Origin of the sequence: Methanoculleus sp. UBA303 (genome assembly GCA_002501655.1) — an archaeon.
GTDB lineage: Archaea > Halobacteriota > Methanomicrobia > Methanomicrobiales > Methanoculleaceae > Methanoculleus.
This window is the reverse complement of sequence record DANY01000001.1, coordinates 23,691-39,605: the sequence shown is the minus strand read 5'-3', so window position 1 is coordinate 39,605 and position 15,915 is coordinate 23,691. Positions and strand designations below refer to the sequence as shown.

21 protein-coding genes are annotated in these 15,915 nt (G+C 63.4%); 8 read left to right on the top strand and 13 right to left on the bottom strand.

Going from position 1 to position 15,915, the window contains the following annotated elements; genetic code table 11:
- The first annotated feature begins 131 nt into the window (after positions 1-131).
- The 3 genes from BP846_RS00225 to BP846_RS00215 all read left to right on the top strand — a co-directional run bounded on the left by BP846_RS00225 (position 132) and on the right by BP846_RS00215 (position 2,224).
- Positions 132-1,364 (top strand): NAD(P)/FAD-dependent oxidoreductase, encoded by a 1,233-nt coding sequence (locus tag BP846_RS00225; RefSeq protein WP_292392031.1) that lies wholly within the window; start codon positions 132-134, stop codon positions 1,362-1,364.
- A 184-nt stretch (positions 1,365-1,548) separates the two neighbouring features.
- A complete protein-coding gene (locus BP846_RS00220) occupies positions 1,549-1,893 on the top strand; it encodes a transglutaminase-like domain-containing protein (RefSeq protein ID WP_292392035.1) in 345 nt (114 codons plus the stop codon).
- A 55-nt stretch (positions 1,894-1,948) separates the two neighbouring features.
- The gene (locus BP846_RS00215) at positions 1,949-2,224 is read left to right on the top strand and encodes a pro-sigmaK processing inhibitor BofA family protein (protein WP_292392030.1); all 276 of its coding nucleotides are present in this window, start codon (positions 1,949-1,951) and stop codon (positions 2,222-2,224) included.
- 30 nt (positions 2,225-2,254) lie between these two features.
- Here the strand turns inward: BP846_RS00215 and BP846_RS00210 are convergent, their stop codons facing one another.
- Complete coding sequence (locus BP846_RS00210; RefSeq protein ID WP_292392029.1) at positions 2,255-2,740, bottom strand: flavodoxin family protein; 486 nt, start codon at positions 2,738-2,740, stop codon at positions 2,255-2,257.
- A gap of 128 nt (positions 2,741-2,868) precedes the next feature.
- Between BP846_RS00210 and BP846_RS00205 the strand changes: the two genes are divergently transcribed.
- Complete coding sequence (locus BP846_RS00205) at positions 2,869-3,048, top strand: hypothetical protein (protein ID WP_292392028.1); 180 nt, start codon at positions 2,869-2,871, stop codon at positions 3,046-3,048.
- A gap of 4 nt (positions 3,049-3,052) precedes the next feature.
- On the opposite strand, the gene BP846_RS00200 is transcribed toward BP846_RS00205, so the two are convergent.
- Positions 3,053-3,997: a ketopantoate reductase family protein gene (locus BP846_RS00200; protein ID WP_292392027.1), complete on the bottom strand. Its 945-nt coding sequence runs from the start codon at positions 3,995-3,997 to the stop codon at positions 3,053-3,055.
- Positions 3,998-4,032: 35 nt separating this feature from the next.
- Here BP846_RS00200 and BP846_RS00195 point away from each other — a divergent pair, with 35 nt between their 5' ends.
- A complete protein-coding gene (locus BP846_RS00195) occupies positions 4,033-5,001 on the top strand; it encodes a restriction endonuclease (RefSeq protein ID WP_292392026.1) in 969 nt (322 codons plus the stop codon).
- Positions 5,002-5,008: 7 nt separating this feature from the next.
- On the opposite strand, the gene BP846_RS00190 is transcribed toward BP846_RS00195, so the two are convergent.
- Both BP846_RS00190 and BP846_RS00185 read right to left on the bottom strand, forming a co-directional pair.
- Positions 5,009-5,929 carry a metallophosphoesterase gene (locus BP846_RS00190; RefSeq protein WP_292392025.1) on the bottom strand — a complete coding sequence of 307 codons (921 nt, stop codon included), beginning with the start codon at positions 5,927-5,929 and terminating at the stop codon, positions 5,009-5,011.
- Positions 5,930-5,987: 58 nt separating this feature from the next.
- A complete protein-coding gene (locus BP846_RS00185; protein ID WP_292392024.1) occupies positions 5,988-6,653 on the bottom strand; it encodes a DUF2238 domain-containing protein in 666 nt (221 codons plus the stop codon).
- 233 nt (positions 6,654-6,886) lie between these two features.
- Here BP846_RS00185 and eif1A point away from each other — a divergent pair, with 233 nt between their 5' ends.
- Positions 6,887-7,213, top strand: a complete 327-nt coding sequence (eif1A, locus tag BP846_RS00180) for a translation initiation factor eIF-1A (protein WP_292392034.1) — start codon at positions 6,887-6,889, stop codon at positions 7,211-7,213.
- A 94-nt stretch (positions 7,214-7,307) separates the two neighbouring features.
- Here eif1A and BP846_RS00175 read toward each other — a convergent pair whose 3' ends face one another.
- Genes BP846_RS00175 through BP846_RS00150 form a run of 6 tightly spaced genes read right to left on the bottom strand, consistent with a single transcriptional unit; the run spans position 7,308 to position 11,027 of the window.
- Positions 7,308-8,060, bottom strand: coding sequence for a DUF7289 family protein (locus BP846_RS00175; protein ID WP_292392023.1), 753 nt, complete (start codon positions 8,058-8,060; stop codon positions 7,308-7,310).
- A gap of 5 nt (positions 8,061-8,065) precedes the next feature.
- Positions 8,066-8,527, bottom strand: coding sequence for a hypothetical protein (locus BP846_RS00170; protein WP_292392022.1), 462 nt, complete (start codon positions 8,525-8,527; stop codon positions 8,066-8,068).
- A complete protein-coding gene (locus tag BP846_RS00165; protein WP_292392021.1) occupies positions 8,508-8,864 on the bottom strand; it encodes a hypothetical protein in 357 nt (118 codons plus the stop codon). Before BP846_RS00165 ends, BP846_RS00170 begins: the two co-directional genes overlap by 20 nt.
- Positions 8,861-9,361, bottom strand: a complete 501-nt coding sequence (locus BP846_RS00160) for a DUF7288 family protein (RefSeq protein ID WP_292392020.1) — start codon at positions 9,359-9,361, stop codon at positions 8,861-8,863. The genes BP846_RS00165 and BP846_RS00160 overlap by 4 nt, the downstream gene beginning before the upstream one ends.
- The gene (locus BP846_RS00155; RefSeq protein ID WP_292392019.1) at positions 9,355-10,443 is read right to left on the bottom strand and encodes a hypothetical protein; all 1,089 of its coding nucleotides are present in this window, start codon (positions 10,441-10,443) and stop codon (positions 9,355-9,357) included. The genes BP846_RS00160 and BP846_RS00155 overlap by 7 nt, the downstream gene beginning before the upstream one ends.
- Before the next feature lie 20 nt (positions 10,444-10,463).
- Complete coding sequence (locus BP846_RS00150) at positions 10,464-11,027, bottom strand: hypothetical protein (RefSeq protein ID WP_292392018.1); 564 nt, start codon at positions 11,025-11,027, stop codon at positions 10,464-10,466.
- A 248-nt stretch (positions 11,028-11,275) separates the two neighbouring features.
- Here BP846_RS00150 and BP846_RS00145 point away from each other — a divergent pair, with 248 nt between their 5' ends.
- Positions 11,276-11,917 (top strand): FmdE family protein, encoded by a 642-nt coding sequence (locus BP846_RS00145; RefSeq protein ID WP_292392017.1) that lies wholly within the window; start codon positions 11,276-11,278, stop codon positions 11,915-11,917.
- 12 nt (positions 11,918-11,929) lie between these two features.
- Here BP846_RS00145 and hisG read toward each other — a convergent pair whose 3' ends face one another.
- A complete protein-coding gene (gene hisG, locus BP846_RS00140) occupies positions 11,930-12,802 on the bottom strand; it encodes an ATP phosphoribosyltransferase (RefSeq protein ID WP_292392016.1) in 873 nt (290 codons plus the stop codon).
- 49 nt (positions 12,803-12,851) lie between these two features.
- A complete protein-coding gene (locus BP846_RS00135) occupies positions 12,852-14,114 on the bottom strand; it encodes a DUF1015 domain-containing protein (protein WP_292392015.1) in 1,263 nt (420 codons plus the stop codon).
- Positions 14,115-14,200: 86 nt separating this feature from the next.
- On the opposite strand from BP846_RS00135, the gene rimI reads away from it, so the two are divergent.
- Positions 14,201-14,665 (top strand): ribosomal protein S18-alanine N-acetyltransferase, encoded by a 465-nt coding sequence (gene rimI / locus BP846_RS00130; protein ID WP_349680741.1) that lies wholly within the window; start codon positions 14,201-14,203, stop codon positions 14,663-14,665.
- A 26-nt stretch (positions 14,666-14,691) separates the two neighbouring features.
- Here the strand turns inward: rimI and hmgA are convergent, their stop codons facing one another.
- Positions 14,692-15,900: a hydroxymethylglutaryl-CoA reductase (NADPH) gene (hmgA, locus tag BP846_RS00125; RefSeq protein ID WP_292392014.1), complete on the bottom strand. Its 1,209-nt coding sequence runs from the start codon at positions 15,898-15,900 to the stop codon at positions 14,692-14,694.
- Positions 15,901-15,915 lie beyond the last annotated feature (15 nt).

Sequence of the window (15,915 nt, the reverse complement as noted above, 5' to 3'; positions counted from 1 at the left end):
ACTCGCTCCCGGTGGGGAGGGGGATGAAGCAGGAAGCCCCCGGCGCAAGCGGGGGGTAGTTCACATGCGTATCGGCCCGCCGCACCCCAATGCTGATGTTCCCCCGGGAAGTACGGTATAGGGTTATTGCCGTGAACGACGCCATCGTGATCATTGGGGGAGGTCCCGCCGGGCTCTTCTGCGCCCTGCAGGCGGCAGGGGAGGGAAGGAGTGTGGTCCTCTTCGAGAAGAAACCTGCACCAGCGCGAAAACTCCTGATTGCGGGGTCGGGGCAGTGCAACATAACCCACGATGGAGAGATCACCGGTTTCCTCTCCCGCTACGGCGACCACGGGTCGTTTCTCCGCCCCGCGCTCCTGAACTTCACGAACCGGGATCTTATCGCCTTCTTCGCTGACAGGGGTCTTTTGATGCAGGCCGAGCCCGGGGGAAAGGTCTTCCCGGAGACCCGGCGGTCCGCCGACGTCCTCGCCGTCCTCCTCGCGGAGTGCTCCGCCCGCGGGGTGGCTATCCGGTGCAACGAGGCCGTCGTGGCCGTAGGGCGGGACGGAGACGGATTCCTCGTCCGGACGGAGAAGACGACCATCCGGGCCGGCGTCCTCGTCCTCGCCACCGGGGGGGCCTCTTACCCCGCCACCGGCTCGACCGGGGACGGCTACGCCTTCGCCCGGGCGCTTGGGCAGCCGGTCACGGAGGTTGCCCCGGCGCTTGCCCCGGTCTACGTCGAGGACTACCCGTTCGCCGACCTCGCCGGTATATCCTTCGAGGAGATCACCCTCGCTGTCTACCGGGACGGGAAGCGGGTCGGCCGGCATACCGGCGACCTCCTGCTGACGCATACCGGGCTCTCGGGCCCGGGCATACTCGACGCCTCCCGCTACATCCTCCCGGGCGATGTGCTCCGGGTCACGTTTCTCCCCGGGGCGAACGTGGAGGCGGTGCGGGAATTGGTCACCGATGCGGTCATGGCGGGCGGAGCGCGGCAGGCAAAGACCGTCCTCTGCGATCTCACCCTCCCGGAACGGTTCGTCCGGCGGCTGCTCGACCTTGCCGGGGTCCCGCCGGGAGAAACCTGTGCCCGGCTCCCGAAGAAGGCCCGGAACGCGCTCGTCGCATCCCTCGCGGAGTTCCCGTTCACCGTGGCCGGGCTCGGGGGATTTGCCGAGGCGATGGCGACGCGGGGCGGGGTCGCCCTCGAGGGGATCAACCGAAAGACGATGGCATCAAGGATCGTTCCGAACTTCTACTGCATCGGCGAGGTGCTTGATATCGACGGCGACACCGGGGGCTACAACCTGCAGGCCGCGTTCTCCACCGCGGCCCTCGCTGCACGGCATATCGCCGGGCTCCATACCTCCCGGTGACCCCGCCGTTACCCGGAAACCGAACCTCTTTTCCCGCCGGCTCAAGGCCCCGGGACCCCCCAACCCCTCCCTTCGATCACGGGCGGTATATCCCCGGGGTGCGCCGTATCCCCTCGGGGCTCATCTGCGTGCGTTATAGTTATATCGGAAACCCGGGATACCTGATTTCAAATAGAAATTTTACCTGCGTCGACGGTTCCTCCCGCCTCTTCCCGGTGGGCCTCAACGCGACCCTTGCCTACGGGGGGGCGACTGCACCGACCTCGCGCTCCTCAGGGCGGAGGCCCTCCGGCGGAACGGTGTCCCGGCCCGGCTGGTCCACGGCCTCATGGTCCGGGATGCCGGGACGTTCCGGACCGACGCTCTCCATGTGGAAGTCTTCGGAAGGGGTGTTGCCGTCCATGACTGGATTGAACTCGACGACGGCCGGACGATGGGCGCCTACGAAGGGAGTCCCGGAATCCGGTGCGTGAAGACCGGGGACGGGGTCTGCTTCCAGCCGGTCTTCGAGGTGCCGGGATACCTCTAACGGCTGTTGAACCCCGCCTGGGAAGGTTCAATACCTGGTGCATCAAACGAGCGGTATGAGCTTACTCACAGGGCTCCTCGCTCTGATCCTGGTGGTTGTCATCGCGTTTGTCCTCTACAAGGTCGTCAAGAGTGTAACAGGCCTCATCATCAACGCCGTCGTGGGCGTGATCCTGCTCTGGCTCATTAACCTCCTCAACCTGATGAGTCTCATCGGGCGGCCCGACATCCCGATCAACCTGATCACCGTCCTGATATGCGCGATTGGCGGGATCTTCGGCGTGCTGGTCACGGTGGTGCTCCACCTCCTCGGTATACCGCTGACGCTGTGAGGGGACGGAGCGGTTCTGCCGGAGCACCACCTACGCGGCCGGAGCAGCAACCGCCACGATCGCCCGGGCAACCTCCTCGATCGCCGGGCCGAACTGCCCGGCATCGACCTCGCTCTCGAGCGTCGTCGCCGACGAGACGAACCGCATCCCTTTTGCTTCGAGGCTCTTCCTCACGATCGCAACCGCTTTCTCCGCCCCCGAACCCCCCATCTCCACGAGGACCGAGAAGAGTTTTCCCGAAGCTCCGGAGACCTGGGAGAGGTACTCGTTGATGTAGGGCGGGACCTTCTGCGACCAGACCGGGGTTGCGACGACCAGGAAGTCGACGCCGGTAAGATCCGTCTGCGCCGGGCGGATCGCTGCCCGCATGCCAAACGCCGCCATCATGCCCTTCCTGAGCATCCCCACCTCAGAGACTGCTTCGATCTTCTCAAGCCTGCCGCCGACCCGCTCCGCGAGCGCCATCGCCACCTTCTCCGTATGTCCCTGCCACGAGTAGTACACGATGAGGATCATCGCTATCGCTCCGGGTGGGGGGTACTATGCTCATCGTATATAGAGACAGCAGGACCCGGACCCGGGGGTGCTCCCTGCACCCGCGGGAACGCGGAACGTTCATATCCTTCACGCCGATACGATCAGGTATGCAGGAGTACGGCCCCAACATCGTCGGCGAGGTCCGGTTCGCCCGCCAGGACGGCGGATACTATGTACAACTCTACGACCGGCAAGGAACCCCCGTCGGCAGGACAGGGCTCTGGAGGACCGAGACGAAGGCAAAAGAGGCGGCCCGGCGGCTTGCCGCGAAGATAGGCGGGGAGTGACCCTTCACGGAGTTCCGGGGTGCGCCTCCGCGTAGCGGACGAGGCCGGCGATGCACCGGTTGTGCGGCGTCTCGATGCCGTGGCGCTCCCCAAGGCTTGCGATATGTCCGTTGAGGAGGTCGATCTCTGTCCGGTGACCCCGCCGGAGGTCGTAGTACATGGAGGGGTAGACCGCGGCGAAGTCGGGCACCTGCACCCCGAAGAGGTGGGTGAGGTAGTCATCGGCGGTTGCCCAGGGGAGCTGCACCCCTTCGGCACCGGCGACGGCGAAGGTCTCGCGGATGAGCCCGACGACGGTCTCCCGGATATCCCCATCGGCGGCGACCCCGACCGGAGCCCGCAGAAGGGCGCAGATCGGGTTCACCGCTATGTTGAGGAGCGCTTTGGTCCACTTTCCGGAGCGGATATCGGCGTCCGCCTCGACCGGGATGCCGGCGGACCGGACGATGCCGATCAGACAGTCGAGGGCGCCGCCGCCGTCGCCGGACCAGATCCCGAAGCGCATCGGAGCGCTCTCGCTTGAGACCCGGACATGTCCCGGGCCCACGACCGAGAAGTTCGTCGTCACGGTCCCGCCGATGACGGTATCGGTGTAGCGGGCGATGACCTCTTCGTTTCCTATGCCGTTCTGGAGGCTTGCTGCCGGCCGGCCCCGGATCACCCCGGCGTACTCCTCGCAGATTGCCCGGGTGTCGGTACCCTTCGCGGTGATGATGACGAGATCCACCGCGGGTGGGACCTCCTCCGGCCCCGTAACAGGGGCGATCCCGTCAACGGTGCCGTTTCCCCAGATCCCCTCCATTATGAGGCCCCGCTCCCGGACCGCGCCGGCGTGCACCGGCCGGCAGGCTGCATAGACCGTCGCCACCCCACAAAGTTGCCCGGCGAGCGAGAGGCCGACCGCCCCTGCGCCGAGGATCAGGATAGTCGGGCGTTGTAACGATTCCATCTGTTCCCAGCCTCTATTGAACACAGAAGCAGATAATGATGCAGTACCACAACCCGCGGTCCGGATCCATCGTTGATCGCCCGATCCCGGGCCGTCTCGATCACAGAGTGAGCGGCACCGCCGGGAAGCGTGGTAGCGAACGCTTTTCGTCTCCGGCGCAAGACGGATCGCCGATGAAGTACGTCACGAAGGCCGACGGCAGCCTGCAGCCGTTTGACCGGGAGAAGGTGCGGCGGACGCTCCGGAACATGGGCCTCGGTGCGGAGGATGCCGACCGGATCGCCGACGAGATCGAGGTGTCGGTGCCGTCCGGGGTGAAAACCACGGCGGTCCTCCGGATGATCCGCGCCCGGGCCCGGGCCGTCCGCCCCGCCGTCGCGCACCGGACCAACCTCCGGAGAGCGCTCGCCCTCATCCGCCCGAAACCGGAGTTCGAGGAGTTCGTGCGGGTTCTCCTCCGGGAGCACGGCTACCGGGTGGAGACCGGGTGCATCCTTGCCGGGCGGTGCGGGGAGCACGAGGTGGACGCCGTCGCCCAGAAAGACGACGCCACTATCTTTGTCGAGGTGAAGCACCATGCGAACCACCACCGGATGACCGGCCTCGACGAAGGGCGGATCGCCCGGGCGATCGTCGAGGACCTCCAAGAGGGGTTCCGGGCCGGGCGGTGCGCCATCTCTATCGACGGTGCCCTGATCGTCTGCAATACCAAACTCTCCGCGCACGCTAAGCGCTACGCGACCTGCCGCGGGATCGGGCATATCGGGTGGGACTACCCGGTGGAACAGAACCTCCGGACAATGATCGAGACGACGCAGTCCTACCCGGTCACTATTGTTGCGGGGGTGAGCCCGTCGGTCTCTGCAAGGCTCGCGGCTGCCGGGTTCCTCACGGCAAAGCAGGTCGCCTACGGCGACGCCACGGCCATCGCCCATGACGCAGGCATCCCCCTCCGGGAGGTGCTGCTGATCGCCGGGCGGGCGCGTGCCATCCTCGAACCGTAAGCAGCCCTCAGGCAGAATCACCGATGACCTGGAGCTGTTCTTCGGTCGGGTTGATCAGGACGATCTCGGGCCGGCAGTTGAACCGGAGGTCCACCCCGGCGACGCTCGCGCTGCAGACCCCGCGGGATATGTAGGTCGGCGTCCCGTTCGTATCGAACATGCCCGCAAGCTCGATGACGCCGAGGTCGTTCAACTGGGCAACAACCGGGAAGAGGAACTGGCCGCCGTGGGTGTGGCCGGCGAGGATGAGGTCGGCGTCCCAGTCGGCCCTGCAGGAGGGTTCGTGAATAAGGTAGACGGTGAACGTGTCGGTCGCCGGCACGTTGGGCGGGTCCGCCATACCGGCCCACCCGTCGTCGACGCCGACGATGACGATCTCTTCGCCCCCGGCAAAGACCCGGGCGTAGTCGTTCCTGAGGACATGCACCCCGTTCTCTTCCAGCGTCGTGGCGAGCTCGTCGGCAAATGCGGTGTCGGCAGAACCGTCGTCAAGGGCGGAGACGTCGTACCCGGCGGCGGTGACGTCGGCCGAAGTCCGGACGGCAAGCAACCTCGCGAGGCCCGTCCGGCTGTCGGTCCCCACCCTGTAGTCGTGGTTCCCGAGGACGGCGTAGGCCGGTGCGTCGAGTGACCGCCATACCGCCTGAGAGGTGAACTCCGACTCCTCACCGGTGACAAAGTCGCCGCCGATCAGGACGAGCGAGGGGTTTAAGCGGTTGACCTCGCGGATCACCTCCTGGACATGGTCGGTGTTGGACGCCCTGACATGGGGGTCGGTGATATAGACGACGCCCCGGGGTGCCCCGTCGATAGTAAGGACGGTCACGTCGACAGCCCGTGCTTCCCAGGCCATGTAGCCGGTCATGGAGGGAAGCAGGATGAGCATGAATAACGCCAGATGTCTTGCGTTTAGGGTCTTCAGGGTCACTGTATTTTATTCTCTCCTATGAATATAAATACGATCCGACTGGCCGGTGCCGGCCAGATCAGCGACCGCGAGTCAGATCGACCGGGTCGCCCATGATCTCGGCCGGTTCCGGGCCGGAGGACGGATCGGCGAAGAGCCGGACAAATCGATGCTCCTCCGCCCTCCCGAGGGCGATAGCGGCGAACCCCGCCACGATCACCGCCCCGACAAGATCCATGATGAGGTCCCACATGGTGTCGGTGTTCCCGAGCTGGAGGTTCGTGCCAAAGACCTGGTCGACCGCAAACTCGTAGATCTCCCATACCGCCCCCGCCGCCAGCGTGGAGACCAGGATGAAGACGACGAACGCCGGCCTCGTCAGGCGGACGTCTCCGCGGTGCCCGGCGAGGGCCGCGAGAGAGAAGGCGAGGAGCGCGACGGTGGCCGATGAGACGAGATGGGCCAGTTTGTCGTAATAGGGCGCGAGGGTGACGTAGTAGCCACCGACGTGGCCCATGACGTGGAGGTAGAGGGAGACGGCGATGAGGAGGTTGACCTCCCAGGGCAGGCAGAGGCGCATGTTTCTCGTCATGAGGGACGGCGCCATCGTGAGGAGGAAGGCGAAACCCGCCGAGAGCCCGAGGAAGTACTCGCCTGCCGTGATGGTGGAGACTGCGGCGAGGAGAATAAGCCCCTGGATGAAGTAGGTAAGGTAGATCCCGCGCGACGGGTCCGGGCATGCCATGGATGTGCTGAGATGATGATCCCGGGCATTATACATAATCGTCGCGGTGGTGGTCTCCGGGATCAGAGTGGCTGCCCCCGGACTCCGTCCTCGGAACGTCACAGCCAACCGGGGCGGGACTGCCGGCCGTTGCGGTCGCCTCCGCGCCCTCCCGGGAGAATATTTGATTAACTAGCAGTTGTATAAATTGGACACACAAAGGACCAAATACTCTGGAGCATGGGGTTGATGAACTGACAGATCCTACAAAGCGCAAACCCGAATCCAAAGGGGGGGAAGCGGGAGAGGAGATTATCCGCGTGCGCCTGCCGAACAAGAGGAACCGGGAGATGTTCGGTAGCGCTGAATTGATGCTCGGGGCAAACCATATCAGGATCCGCTGTTTCGACGGGGTGACGCGCACCGGGCGGATCAAGGGCAAGATCAAGAAGAAGGTCTGGATACGGGAAGGAGATGTCCTGGTCGTCGTCCCCTGGAGTTTCCAGGACGAGAAGTGCGATATCATCTACCGCTACACGAGACCCCAGGTGGAGTGGCTCCGGAAGAACCGGTATCTCTGAAATTCTTTTTCTGAACAAGAGTTTTCCCTGCACGGCTGTTGGCGGGAGAGGAGGGGGCTGCCTTCTCCCGCGCGGGCGGCGGGTTTAAATGGGGTTAGATGCCGAGGATCTTGATCTCGTACTCTTTTATGACGAGTTTCTTCACCCCTGACAGGGTATAGGCGCCGCTCGAACCGCTCATCTTTAGCGAACCGGTCAGGTAGTTCTCCCACGCCACGGAATGGTCGTTGTCGTCATCCTCATCTTTGGTGTATGTCACTGTGACATCGCCGGCGTTGTCGGTAGGTTTGTGTACAGTCGCGTTCGCCAGGCTCATCCTCACCGTCGCCATCCCCGACTTCGCCATCCGTTCGGCGGTGATGTTCATGAGGTAGATTACGAACGTCTCTGTGGGCCCGTCATAGAACCACCGGGGCTCGGCGAGCATCGCCGAACCCGTTGCATCCTCCTGGCGCGTCATCACCGCGCCGTTCTCAAGGGTGATCACCTCGGTGCCGCGGTCGGACCGGTAGATCAGGGCGCCAGGGTGGAACGTTATGGTATTAAAACCGGCACCGGATATCTCAAACTCTGGCTTGGCCCCTACTGTAGAACCGATCACCTCCAGCGTCCCCCCGCTGACCTGCAGTGTTGACTCCTTGTAGGGCACGTTCTTGAAGCAGAGGCTCTTCATGTCGTTCTGGATGACGATCATCGCCCGCTCCATGTTCTTCACGTCGGTGTTGCTCTGCTCTTTCATGAGCACCGGGTAGCCGTAGAGCGTAACGAGGCCGATGCCGCTGATGACGATCCCGAGGATCAGGATGAACCCGATCGCCTCGGAGACTGCCTTTTCATTCATCTTCATGACCGTCATCCTCCTGAAAACCCCTTTGAGTCATACTGGATCATGTTCCATCCCGCGCCGGTGGTGTTGCCAACGACACCCCTTGTCGCCCCGATGCCGGCGATGGCGATCGTGCTCTTGATGCTGCCGCTCTGCACCTGGATTGTCTGGCTCGCGCCTTTCTTCTCCACGTCTACGTCCACGAAGTAGCCCCTCCCGGCGACGTCGTCGGGGATGTCGAACTTCGTCTCGATGGTCCCGTTGCCGGGCGCGATCACGTAGAGGTCCACGATCCGGGTGCTGATGCCGTTGCCGATATCCACGAAGGCGTGGTAGCGGAGCTTGTTTGCCGGCCCCTCCATGATCGAGGCGTTGACGGAGAACATCATGACGATCATCAGCAGGAGGAGCACGCCGGTGATGATGATGTACTCCATAAGCCGGGTGACGCCCTCCTCGTTCATCGGTTCAGTAATACACGGTCTCATTGTACACCGTCACCCCGTTGTTGTAGTGGATGGTCACCGGGTGGAGCCAGCGGCCGGAAACGTCCATCTTTTGATTGACCGTGAAATTAACCACGGCGTTCTTCCGTTCGAGGGATATCGCGATAATATCCTCCTTTACGCCATCGGGGAGCTCTGTGTCGACATAGTCGAATATTGCCGATCGCAGGTCCCTGATATCGTTCTTCGGGAACTCGAGCACCCCTTCCGCGGTCGTCTGCCCGACGAGCGCCGACTGGTTGATGATCAGCGCGAGGAAGAACAGCGCCACGGCGACCAGGAGCCCCATCAGCACGATCCACTGGCCTTCTTCGTTCATGCACGCCATAAGAGCACCTCCACGAGGACGACTTGGGCCCTTGATCCATAATTGGGGCTTCCCGACGGCAGCTGCACCCACCGCGTCACCCGCACGGCGGACTCTCTCCCAGTCCAGGTGTTGTCGGGTGCAACAAACAGATGTTCTGTAATCACATTTGTATTCGCATCCCGGTAGGTGACGTTTGCACTCATGTGCAGGTTATCGGGTTTACCACTCGTCGTTGCGTTGCAACAGCTCAGGAACGTGTTGTTGAAATCAGTGCTATTGCCCGTGTTGACAAAAATCTCCAGAGCGCTCTTCATGCCATTAGTATCCGGCGTATCCATCATCGCGAGCACGTCGCTCCCGAGCTGCTCAAGCTGCATATCCGGGATGTGCGTATCCCCTGTAGTGTAGACGCTCGTCGTGCTGACGACAATGTATGCGGTGAGCAGCATGATGATCCCGGCCGCGACACCCTCCATCGTGTAGAGCTGCCCCGCATCGTTCACCATATGGCGACCTCCAGGACAGCGGTCTTCAGGGGCGGGTGGGTGATGTTTACCGGATTGTAGTCATACAGGTGGGTGCCGGTGATGTTGGTTTGTGGAGGGTCATGGTCGAAGTTAAACCGAATATCCAGGATGCTGTTCTGATCAAGGGTGAAGAGCGAGGTGGCTGCCGGTTTCAGGACCAGCGAGATGCTGGATTTGACCGGCACGTCCGGTTGGAGCGAGTGCAGATCCGAAGTGCCGTTGACGTGCAAGGTGTAGAGGTTTGGGTCGATCGTATCGTACGAGAAAGGGATGCGGGTGAACCGCGGGTTTGGCCTTGTCGGGTCCATCTTCAGGAAAGTGACGTTGTGGAGCGTCGCGTCCATGGATGGTTCGGTTATGTTAAGGTACGCCTCAAAATTGGTGATCGTGACATTCACCGGCTCGGTTCTCGGATCGATCCGGTAGGCCGGGCTGACGGACGGGTCCAGCAGCTGGCTGAAGTTGAGCCGGACGGTAAAGTTCCTTGCGGTAGAGGTCTGCCATTCGGGGGCCGATGGGTTCGATATGATGTACTCCGGCCTGGAACTGCCATCGATCTCCGCCACGCTCGGCTCCTTGATCTTCACCACCCGGCGGATGTAACCGTAGCCGGGGGGGAGGGGGTCGCCGGCCTGCTTGAGCCCGTAAGTGCCGTCAGAATGCGAAATATTGAGCGAAAAGTTATAGGAGTAGGGGATGTCGCCGAAGATCACCTTGCTGCGGTAATCTTCAGGCGTGAAAAATGGGTCTTGGTCTTCTTTGGACGTATTCTCAAAAAACCTCTCAACCTTCGTCGAGAGAAGAACATTCGGCGTATCCTTCGAGACCGCAAGCCCCATTCGCTGAATCTCGTCTTTCTGGGCTTTGCCGTACAGCTCCCACGAGGGATAGACCGGCCACCCCGGGTCCTCCACCAGGATCACCCCCGTCCGGTAGGCGACTGCGTCATAATCGATGCCGCTGCTCTGGAGGCCCGCGAGGAGCCCCGGCACCATGCTCACCACCATGATCAGGGCGAGCATGAAGATCGTGAACCCCGCGAGGAAGTCAAGCGACAGCACCCCGTCATCGGCCGCCGGACCTATACGACCACCTCCCCGGTATCCGCCCGGAACGCGAGGGTCTCCATCCCGGCATCCGTTCGGGCGGTGACACTGTAGACCCCCTCCGCGAGCGCGATATCAACCGTATCGGCACCGAGCCGCTCCATCACGGGCCGGAGGACCTCCTCTTGGCCGCGAAGAAGGTCTTCGGGCGAGAGGACGCCGGTGACGTTCACCTCCTCCGCGGGCAGGGGGGCCGGAAGCGAGATCTCCTTCCAGCCCGCAAGACCGAAGGTCAGCCACCGGACCTCCTCACCGTCCCGGAGGCCGAGGGCCCAGGAGGCGGCCCGACCGTCGAGATCGACGCCGGTCCCGAGCACCTGGTGCACCGATGTGCCGGTGACGTTCAGGCCCCCTTCGGCCTCAAGGAGTTCAAGTTCGCTGAGAGCCCCGGAGAGCGTGTATGCCTCCGGCGGTTCCGGCAGGTCGATGGGGGTGATGCCGCCGCCGGTCGGCGCCGGAGATGCGCCAAGACAACCGCACGCGGTGCAGAGGATACAGACTGCGGCAACCAGGGCCGGGACGCTTCCGGAGGATCTCATGTAAGGCAGTCATTATACACGAAGGGATATAAATAACCACCTCTCTGGCAGATTCAAAAATTTGCCGTCCGTGCTGGATACTGGAAACGTGCAGGTACCCGGCGGCAAAAACATTTCACCGGGTACGCGGCCCGCGAGCCCCGGCCACCCCGGTCTTTATATACCCCGAGCCCCGGCCCGCGAGCCCCGGCACAGTATCATAACCTATATCCCTCCGTTGGTAACAACATCTCATACAAGGTAAGCACATGTGTACTACCACACCCCCCGGCACGCCGGGAGAAGCACACGGCCGGTTCGCTGAAGCGGCCGCCTTCCACGGCCACGTCTGTCCCGGCCTTGCGCTGGGATACCGGGCGGCCGAGACCGCCCTCGAGCGGCTCCGCACCGGCCGGGCCGAGGACGAGGAGCTCGTCACCATCGCCGAGACCGACGCCTGCGGCGTCGATGCCATTCAGGTCCTGACAGGATGCACCGTCGGGAAGGGAAACCTCTTCTTTAAGAACTACGGCAAGCACGCCTTCACGTTCATCAACCGCCTGACCGGCGACGCAGTCCGGATCACGGGGAACCCGTCGTTTGACACCGACTCGCTCGACCCCGGTCTTGCCTCGCTCCGGGCACGGGTCATGCAGGCCCGGGTCCCCGACGAGGAATGGGCCGAGTACCGGAGGCGGACGGACCGGCTCGTCGAGGCGATCCTCGACCTCCCCGCCGAGACCCTCTTCACCATCCGGGAGGTCGACGTCGAGATACCGGAGCGGGCCCGGATATTCCGGTCGGTGCCGTGCGCAAAATGCGGCGAGCTGACCGCCGAGTCCCGGGTCCGGGTCGAGGAAGGCAAGCTTGTCTGCCGTGCCTGCTCGAAGGGGTACTCCCGGCGCTGGTAAGGCTGGTCCCCCTCACCGCACTATTTTTGCTATCGGGATCTCAAGGATATCCTCGGCGCCTGCCGCCTTCAGGTGCGGGATGAGACCGTTGACAAGCCCCTTCTGCACAACCGTCTGGATACTGAAGTAATCGATGCCGTGCAGCCTGCTGACGGTGGGCTTCTTCATCGCGGGGAGGGCCTCGATGACGCGGTCGAGCGCCGCCGACGGCACGTTCATCGTCAGGAGCACCTGGTGGCGCGCCTCGATCACCCCGAGGAGGAGGGTCGTGATCTCCTCGATCTCCCGGCGCTTCTCCGGATCCCGGAGGGACTCGTGGTTTGCGAGGAGTGCGGTGTGCGACTCCATGATCTGGCCGACGATCTTTAACCCGTTCTTCTTGAGCGTGCTCCCCGTCTCAGTGAGGTCGACGACGACGTCCATCAGGTCGGGCACCTTTGCCTCCGAAGCCCCATAGGAGGCAAAGAGCCTGACAGGAACTCCGATCTCCTTAAAAAACTGCTCCGTGATCCGGGGATACTCGGTCGTCACCCGGCTGCCCGGCCGGATGGCGGCGACGCTCTCGATAGGCTCGTCGCGGTGGACCGCAACCACGATCTTCACGTTCCCGTCGCCGGTCTTGCTGTAGGAGAGGTTTGCGATCTCCGCGACGTCGGCGCCGCTCTCCTGCACCCAGTCAAGCCCCGATATCCCGAGGTCGAAGTAGCCCATCTGGACGTAGAGCGGGATCTCCTGCGGCCGGAGGATCTTCACCTTCCCGATCCTTGAATCGTTGATGCGGGGGTTGTAGTCGCGGTCGGTCCGCCTGACCTCGAGGTCGGCCTCCTTGAAGAGCTGGAGCGTCTGCGCTTCAAGGCTTCCCTTCGGGAGAGCAATCGTTATCATGAAGAGGTGATCGGGCAGAAAAAGAGTTAAATGTGGTGATATGGATTTTTCAGTTGATGGTGTGGATGACAAGCCCCGAGAGGAGCTTCGGCTCGAACCAGGTGGATTTCGGGGGCATGACGCCGTCCGCGTCCGCGATCGCGAGCACCGTCTCGACCTTCACCGGCTGCATGGCCACTGCGAGGGCGTACTCGCCGGAGTCGACGAGCCGCTCGAGTCCGGAGAGCGGTTTTGCCCCGCCCATGTAGTTGAGCCTGGGATCGCCCCGGGGGTCGGAGATACCAAGCATTCCTTCGAGCACCTCCTTCTGCAGCACCGATACGTCCAGCGACCCTATCAGGTCGGCGGAGTCTCTGACCGGCCGGGAGACCTCGTACCAGGTCTTCTCCAGGTAGAAGTGCATGACATGGACCGGGTCCTCTCCGGTCGCGAGCGGCGGGATCTGGTAATCTGCAGCGTCGACCTTCCCGTAGGGCCGGACATTCCAGCCTGCTGTTAAGAGCGCGTCGATGAACCCCGGGAGGGTGAAGTTGCCGAGATCCGAAACAAGCCTGCTGTAGCCGTGGATGCGGACCCGGTCGTGGGCGAAGAGGACCACCATGAACTTCCCTGCCTCCTCGGTGAACCTCCCATCGCTTCGGCGCCGCTCTGCCACGTTCACCGCCGACTTGGCCCGGTGGTGGCCGTCTGCGATGTAGGTCTCCGGCACGGCTGAAAAGAGGTCCTCGAGACGGGAGAGGACTGCCTCATCGGTGACCCGGTAAACCTGGTGGAGTACTCCCGAGCCGGTCGTGGTGCTCCCGTCAGGTTCCGTTCCGTCGATGAGGGAATGGGTGCAGGAGAAGATCTCTCCAGGGTCGCGGTAGAGCAGGAAGACGAGGCCGGTGTTCGCCCCCACCGCGTCGATGTGCCGGGTCCGGTCCTCTTCCTTGTCGTACCGCGTGAGCTCGTGCCGCCGGATCTGCCGGTTCTCGTAGTCCTCCGTCGCCACGCAGCAGACCAGCCCAATGAACTCTTCGCCGTCCTGGACGGCCCGGTAGACGTACATCCCGGGTTCCGGATCCCGTTGCAACTGGCCGTCCGCGAGCATGCTGTCGAAGACCTCCCGCGCCCGCTCGTAGACCCGGTCGTCGTGCGGAGGAATGTCGGGGAGCTCGGCATCGGGCCGGCTGACCCGCAGGAAACTCAGGGGATTCTTCTCGATGCACTCCCGGGCCTCCTCTGCCGTCACCACATCGTACGGCACGGAAGGAATTTTTTCGGAGTACCGCCGCTCTGGACGGACCGCCGCGAAACGATAGATCTGAACCATGGTAACCGCCAACTCGTATGTGCCTACTATTTTGTCTCCTGACACTATATTAGGTAAGGCACTCCACGAGGGAGAGACCGGTAACTATGATGCCGCTTCAACTTACCATTCGCAGGGCACAGCCTGCAGATATTCCGCAGATAGTTGCCATTGAGAGGATAACATTCGTCGATCCGTGGGACGAGAGGACACTCCAGGAATCGCTTGCCTACTACCCGGAGACGTTCTTTGTGGCCCGGAGCAACGGAGATCTGGCAGGGTTCGTCGCCGCGGGCCTCGAAAACACCGGCGAAGAACGTTATGGGCATATCATGAACCTCGCGGTCGCCCCGGGGTACCGGCGCCAGGGAATCGGGCAGCGCCTCATCCGCCGCCTGGAACAGGAGTTTTCTCTTTCGGGCGCGGGCGGGGCCCAGCTGGAGGTTCGGATCACCAACACCGGGGCACAGGAGTTCTACCGCCGCCTCGGCTACCGGGAAGTCTTCCAGATCGCCTCTTATTACGCAAACGATGAAGACGCTCTCGTTATGATGAAGTGGTTCCGGTTTTAGGGGTCCGGAACCAGCAGTGCCCCTTGTTATCCACGCCCGAGATCCTGGTGGGCCCGGGCAAGGTGCTGGGCCGCGAGGGCACCGAGGAGGGAGAGCTCGCCGGCGAGCACCCCTGCCCCCACAATCTCCGCAAACGCCTTAGCGTGGGCTCCCGGCGGGTCGCCGCCCCCGGCGACGCCGAGCATCGCGAGGCACTCCCGCTGGGTATCGACCCCCGTGCCGCCGCCGACCGTCCCCACCGGGAGCGACGGGAGGGTGACCGAGACATAGACCCCGCCGTCCACCCGGTCGACGGTGGTGATCGCGGTGCTCCCCTCGACGACGTGGGCGGGGTCCTGCCCGCAGGCGATGAACGTCGCGGCGACGACGTTTGCCGCCTGGGCGTTGAACCCGAACGAGGCCGCCCGCGCCGAGCCCACCAGGTTCTTCCTGTAGTTGACCTCGGCGAGGGTCTCCGCATTGGTCTTCAAGAGGTCGGCGACCATCGCGTCGGTGAGCCGCACGCCCGCGACCACGGTCTTCCCCCGGCCCCGGACCAGGTTGATCGCCGCGGGTTTCTTGTCGGTGCACATGTTCCCGGAGGTGGCGACGAGGCGGGCCCCGGTCTCCCGCTCGATGAACTCCCCTACCTTCTGGCCTGCGATCGTCACCATGTTCATGCCCATGGCGTCCTTGGTGTCGAACTCGATCCGGATGAAGACGTTTGTCCCGGCAACGTAGGTGACGGCTTCAAGGAACTCCCCATGTCGTGTGGTGCTCTGCGCGGTCTCGCGGATCTCGGCGGCGTGCTCCTCGACCCAGGCAACCACTTCGCGGGCGTGGACGACGTCACGGGCGGCAAAGACCGGCGCCCGGGTCATCCCGTCCCGCATGATCCGCACGTCCGCACCGCCCGCCCGGCTGATCAGGGAGCACCCGCGGTTCACCGAGGCGACGAGCGCCCCTTCGGTCGTCGCAAGGGGGAGATAGTACGACCCGGCGGCATACTCGCCCTTCACCCGGAGTGGCCCCGCGACGCCGAGCGGCACCTGCACCGTGCCGATCATGTTCTCGATGTTGCGCTTCACCACCCGGTCGATCCCGATGGAGAACGACCCCACTGCGGGGAGGGGGGTGCCGGTCTCGCCCTCGATGAACGCCCGCCGCACCCGGACCGCCTCTTCCGGCGGGAGTTCCTTCTCGAGCGCATAGAGTTTGAGGGAGCCGTCTTTGAGCCTCCTGATGTACTCATCCATGAATAAGTATGAGAA

What these genes read in the sequence shown, in the direction of transcription:
- BP846_RS00185 (WP_292392024.1), bottom strand. Translation starts at nt 6,653, where the DNA reads ATGGCATGCCCGGACCCGTCGCGCGGGATCTACCTTACCTACTTCATC.
- hmgA (WP_292392014.1), bottom strand. Translation starts at nt 15,900, where the DNA reads ATGGATGAGTACATCAGGAGGCTCAAAGACGGCTCCCTCAAACTCTAT.
- BP846_RS00160 (WP_292392020.1), bottom strand. Translation starts at nt 9,361, where the DNA reads ATGGTGAACGATGCGGGGCAGCTCTACACGATGGAGGGTGTCGCGGCC.
- BP846_RS00145 (WP_292392017.1), top strand. Translation starts at nt 11,276, where the DNA reads ATGTGTACTACCACACCCCCCGGCACGCCGGGAGAAGCACACGGCCGG.
- BP846_RS00215 (WP_292392030.1), top strand. Translation starts at nt 1,949, where the DNA reads ATGAGCTTACTCACAGGGCTCCTCGCTCTGATCCTGGTGGTTGTCATC.
- hisG (WP_292392016.1), bottom strand. Translation starts at nt 12,802, where the DNA reads ATGATAACGATTGCTCTCCCGAAGGGAAGCCTTGAAGCGCAGACGCTC.
- BP846_RS00135 (WP_292392015.1), bottom strand. Translation starts at nt 14,114, where the DNA reads ATGGTTCAGATCTATCGTTTCGCGGCGGTCCGTCCAGAGCGGCGGTAC.
- BP846_RS00175 (WP_292392023.1), bottom strand. Translation starts at nt 8,060, where the DNA reads ATGAAGATGAATGAAAAGGCAGTCTCCGAGGCGATCGGGTTCATCCTG.
- BP846_RS00200 (WP_292392027.1), bottom strand. Translation starts at nt 3,997, where the DNA reads ATGGAATCGTTACAACGCCCGACTATCCTGATCCTCGGCGCAGGGGCG.
- rimI (WP_349680741.1), top strand. Translation starts at nt 14,201, where the DNA reads ATGATGCCGCTTCAACTTACCATTCGCAGGGCACAGCCTGCAGATATT.
- BP846_RS00205 (WP_292392028.1), top strand. Translation starts at nt 2,869, where the DNA reads ATGCAGGAGTACGGCCCCAACATCGTCGGCGAGGTCCGGTTCGCCCGC.
- BP846_RS00165 (WP_292392021.1), bottom strand. Translation starts at nt 8,864, where the DNA reads ATGAACGAAGAAGGCCAGTGGATCGTGCTGATGGGGCTCCTGGTCGCC.
- BP846_RS00150 (WP_292392018.1), bottom strand. Translation starts at nt 11,027, where the DNA reads ATGAGATCCTCCGGAAGCGTCCCGGCCCTGGTTGCCGCAGTCTGTATC.
- BP846_RS00195 (WP_292392026.1), top strand. Translation starts at nt 4,033, where the DNA reads ATGATGCAGTACCACAACCCGCGGTCCGGATCCATCGTTGATCGCCCG.
- BP846_RS00170 (WP_292392022.1), bottom strand. Translation starts at nt 8,527, where the DNA reads ATGAGACCGTGTATTACTGAACCGATGAACGAGGAGGGCGTCACCCGG.
- BP846_RS00210 (WP_292392029.1), bottom strand. Translation starts at nt 2,740, where the DNA reads ATGATCCTCATCGTGTACTACTCGTGGCAGGGACATACGGAGAAGGTG.